Raw genomic sequence first — 3885 nt, 5'->3', positions numbered from 1 at the left:
GGCCAACATCTCTCCGCTTGACGTGATATTTGAAGAGGGCATGAACAGGCTCCAGCCCGATATCATATTTATCAGGAAGGAGAACCTGTCAATAGCGCAGGACTGGATACGTGGTGTACCCGACCTGGTCGTCGAGGTGGTGTCAAAGGGGTCTGTTGCAAGGGACACGGTGACAAAAAAAGAGGTATACGAGCGCTATGGGGTTGAGGAGTATTGGCTCGTGTTTGCCGACCTTGAGTGTGTAGAGGTCTTTGTGCTTGATGGTGGCCGGTACGGGTTGTTTTCCGTTGCCGAAGGGGAGGGGACGGTAAGGTCAAGGGTGCTGGAGGGGTTTGAGGTGGCAATTGGCAAAATATTTGGCAGTGCGCTTTAGCAGGGCGGAGAGAGGAGAACAACAGCCTGTGGAATGCTACGATGAATAGTGCATTGCTATACGAGTCGGATTTTGACTTGACGGAGATAATAAACGGGGAGGAAGTTATGGGGCCTAGTCCATTGAGAGCGCACCAGCGGGTTGTCTTTGAGTTGTCTTATGCAATGGGCAGTTATGCAAAAGAGAGGGGATTTGGAGAGGTTGATATTGCCCCCCTTGACGTGATCCTTGAAGAGGGCATGAACAGACTCCAGCCCGATATCATATTTATCAGGAAGGAGAACCTGTCAATAGCGCAGGACTGGATACGTGGTGTACCCGACCTGGTCGTCGAGGTGGTGTCACGGGGGTCTGTTGCAAGGGACACGGTGACAAAGAAGGACATATATGAGCACTATGGGGTTGAGGAGTATTGGCTCGTGTTTGCCGAACTTGAGTGTATAGAGGTCTTTGTGCTTGATGGTGGCCGGTACGGATTGTTTTCCGTTGCCGAGGGGGAGGGGACGGTAAGGTCAAGGGTGCTGGAGGGGTTTGAGGTGGCAATTGCTAACATCTTTAGGTAATGCACTTTAGCAGGGCAGAGGGGCAGACTATTGAGGCAGCTACAAATAAATTTTCCACCCCCCTTGACCTATTGCACTGGCAGAGGTTACTATATAGATGCAAGCGCTGCAGCGTCGGCAACCGGAGTATCGGAGTCGGCGGCAGCAGTGAGGGCCCATAGCTCAGTTGGTAGAGCTACCGGCTCATAACCGGTTGGTCCCAGGTTCGAGTCCTGGTGGGCCCATTTTTCTAAGACTCATTGGCAGTGTAATAGTTGGGGGTGAGGGTGTGCAAATAACATAAAGGGCAGGATTATTTGGGGGCATACAGGAGGCAGACATATGATAAAGGAGCTCAGTCTCCTAAAGGACATTCAGGTTTTAGATACGGAGATACTCAGACTCAAGACCAAGACACAGAATCTACCTCGTGAGTTAAACACCTTTGACCAATCATACAAAGAGGCAAAGGTCGATTTTGACCGGTTGAAGGCTGAACTGGATGCAACGGCAAAGAAACGCAGCGAATTTGAACGTCTGGTTGCAGAGAAAGTTGACAGAATAAAAAAACTCAAGGAAAAAACAAACGACATAAAAACCAACAAAGAGTACCAGTCTCGTCTGAAGGAAGTTGAACAGGTAGAGAGGGAAAAGCGGACAATAGAGGACGAAATCCTGCTCCTGATGGAGAGGGCGGATGTTACGGAGAAGGCCCTGAAAAGTGCCCAAAATCGGTTGAATATAGAGACAGGTAAGATAGAAGAAAAACGCACTGCCGTCACAAAAGAAGTTCAGATCGTCGAAAAAGAGCTGCAAACACTCACCGCAAAACGTGATGACCTCATAAAGCACCTGAATAAGCCAGTGTATGATAAGTACATGTATCTGTTGCAGCGCAAAAACTCCCTTGCCGTAGTCAAGGCAGACAAGGAGGTGTGTCTTGGGTGTTACATGAACATACCGCCGCAATTGTTTGTAGAGGTGATGAGAAACGATCGTATAATCACGTGTCCCCAGTGTGGCAGGATCATGTACTATGACGACGGCAAAGAACTGGAACAGGAAGAACTCGAAAGGGGTGAGCATATACATCAGCAGGCGTTATAAAGCAGACCATGCGGCTGCCCTTGTCAAGGCAGGGGAGGAAAGTCCGAGCTCCATAGGGCAGGACGGTTGTTAACGGCAACCGGGGGTGACCCCAGGGAAAGTGCCACAGAAAATACACCGCCCACAAACCACACTTCCACCGTGGGTAAGGGTGAAATAGTGAGGTAAGAGCTTACTGTTCCCTGTGGCGACACAGGGGAGAGGTAAACCCCGTCCGGAGAAAGGTTGAATAGGTTTCACCCCACCGCAGAGTGCCCACTCTGTTGCCGGAACGCCGGCAAGGTGAAACGGGTAGCAACCGCACAAGGCCGATAGCAATATCGCTCGCCTCAGACGAATGGTCGCATAACACAGAACTCGGCTTACGGTCTGCTTTATAACGCATGTTGATCGTATGGTATCTTCTTTATGTTTCTATGGTAACTATGCTTTTGCGCATCCTGGATTCCTGGTCAAGCCAGGATATACACACTTGGAAAACGGCTGTAGCTGTCATTCCTGCGAAACATGTCCCTGACTTGAACAGGGCCATGCCTTTTAACCGTGTACCACTCCCTCCCAACGGTGCCCACCCAATCAGGCGGGCTACAGCCATTGGGTACAGGTTGCGGTGAGAAGTGTCCTAATAGACCAAAGCGGTATCTTTTTTCACGCTTATATTGCTTACACGTGCCTTTCCATTTTCTACGACATAGTTGACATTTACCGTGTTATCAACCTCAACGCCGGATAACATGGATTTGGGACATTTAAAAGGTGCCTCAATTCCATCGGCCTTGACAACCAGGAACCCCTTTGCTCCATCCACTGACACAACCTGTCCATAGATTTGTCTCATGTCGCTTTTTCTCCCTAACTCGTCGGAAGTGAAGGAACGGATATACCTTGTGATAATGTTGGCCGATACGGAGAGCACCTTCGTATGGTCACTTTCAATGGCATAATCCACATTAACAACATCGCCTGCATTAAAGTCCCTGATCATCGAGGTGCTGGTGTTAAAGCTCAGTTCGACATCTTTGCTTTTTACCGAAAACGCTCCATTTTCCTTGTTAATAAACATTACCTCTCCCGTGATTGATGCCCCAAACGATACTCCCGCCAAAAGGAACATCAAGGCAAAACTCATTGACACACTCATCCAAACTCTTTTCATGGTAAATCCTCCATATAGTGACACATCGTAAACGCCTCATTCAAAGAATCAGTCAACGTTTTACGTTCTAAACGCACATCCTATACAAAACATGCCATACACTTAAAAAACATGATGCAAAACATTATCAAAGTAGCAACAAACAACACTATGTCCATAACGACAAAGTAGTCTGTTCCTGCCATATTATTTGGAATGTCTCTTAACTTAACAACATTGTCAGTCTTATCTGACCCCCTGTTAGTAAAAATCAAATGACCATCTCCAATAACGTTGCCATCCTTAAACTGACCTATATAAACAATCCCCCTGGACGACATCAATATTCCATGCCCATCAGCCATGTTATCTCTAAACTCCCCTACATATACTCCTTCCATACTATACCCTCCATACAGTGATGTATCGTAAACACCTAAGATTCAAAGAACCAGTCAGCGTTTTACCATCCAAGCCAACCTCAACTATCAGCTTGATTTTAGATTAACATGGTACCCGTTACAGATACGTTACAGAGGCATTACTTGAAATATAAAAAAGCCTTCTGCTAATATAGTTAAGTATTAGGCGCAAAATTCGGGTGTAAACAAGGTATAATGGGGTCAAGGGGTCAGCGACCCCCGGCTCAGTGGGGGACTGGTCCCCTTGCGGGGGGTTCTGAAGGGGGCCAGGAGCGTCCTGGAGCGACAAAGAAGCGGAGCCGCCCC

General features: G+C 48.0%; 5 protein-coding genes, 1 tRNA gene and 1 other RNA gene. 5 read left to right on the top strand and 2 right to left on the bottom strand.

What is annotated here, in order from left to right:
- The 5 genes from HWQ67_RS14070 to rnpB all read left to right on the top strand — a co-directional run.
- A partial coding sequence (locus HWQ67_RS14070) for a Uma2 family endonuclease (RefSeq protein WP_218253322.1) occupies positions 1–373 on the top strand: 373 nt, incomplete at its 5' end.
- Positions 374–414: 41 nt separating this feature from the next.
- A complete protein-coding gene (locus tag HWQ67_RS14065; RefSeq protein ID WP_218253321.1) occupies positions 415–936 on the top strand; it encodes a Uma2 family endonuclease in 522 nt (173 codons plus the stop codon).
- Between the two features lie 151 nt (positions 937–1087).
- Positions 1088–1160 (top strand) — tRNA-Ile (locus HWQ67_RS14060).
- A 97-nt stretch (positions 1161–1257) separates the two neighbouring features.
- A complete protein-coding gene (locus HWQ67_RS14055; RefSeq protein ID WP_218253320.1) occupies positions 1258–2022 on the top strand; it encodes a zinc ribbon domain-containing protein in 765 nt (254 codons plus the stop codon).
- Positions 2021–2402, top strand: an RNA gene (rnpB, locus tag HWQ67_RS14050) — RNase P RNA component class A. The genes HWQ67_RS14055 and rnpB overlap by 2 nt, the downstream gene beginning before the upstream one ends.
- 242 nt (positions 2403–2644) lie before the next feature.
- On the opposite strand, the gene HWQ67_RS14045 is transcribed toward rnpB, so the two are convergent.
- Together HWQ67_RS14045 and HWQ67_RS14040 are read right to left on the bottom strand one after the other, a co-directional pair.
- Positions 2645–3178: a hypothetical protein gene (locus HWQ67_RS14045; RefSeq protein WP_218253319.1), complete on the bottom strand. Its 534-nt coding sequence runs from the start codon at positions 3176–3178 to the stop codon at positions 2645–2647.
- 80 nt (positions 3179–3258) lie between these two features.
- Positions 3259–3558 carry a hypothetical protein gene (locus HWQ67_RS14040; RefSeq protein WP_218253318.1) on the bottom strand — a complete coding sequence of 100 codons (300 nt, stop codon included), beginning with the start codon at positions 3556–3558 and terminating at the stop codon, positions 3259–3261.
- Positions 3559–3885: the final 327 nt, after the last annotated feature.

The sequence above is a fragment of the Candidatus Magnetobacterium casense genome, from assembly GCF_019173545.1.
In the GTDB taxonomy this organism is placed as follows: Bacteria; Nitrospirota; Thermodesulfovibrionia; order Thermodesulfovibrionales; family Magnetobacteriaceae; genus Magnetobacterium; species Magnetobacterium cryptolimnobacter.
The sequence above is the reverse complement of the archived record's forward strand: the minus strand, read 5'-3'. Positions and strand labels throughout refer to the sequence as shown.

What these genes read in the sequence shown, in the direction of transcription:
- HWQ67_RS14055 (WP_218253320.1), top strand. Translation starts at nt 1,258, where the DNA reads ATGATAAAGGAGCTCAGTCTCCTAAAGGACATTCAGGTTTTAGATACG.
- HWQ67_RS14045 (WP_218253319.1), bottom strand. Translation starts at nt 3,178, where the DNA reads ATGAAAAGAGTTTGGATGAGTGTGTCAATGAGTTTTGCCTTGATGTTC.
- HWQ67_RS14040 (WP_218253318.1), bottom strand. Translation starts at nt 3,558, where the DNA reads ATGGAAGGAGTATATGTAGGGGAGTTTAGAGATAACATGGCTGATGGG.
- HWQ67_RS14065 (WP_218253321.1), top strand. Translation starts at nt 415, where the DNA reads ATGAATAGTGCATTGCTATACGAGTCGGATTTTGACTTGACGGAGATA.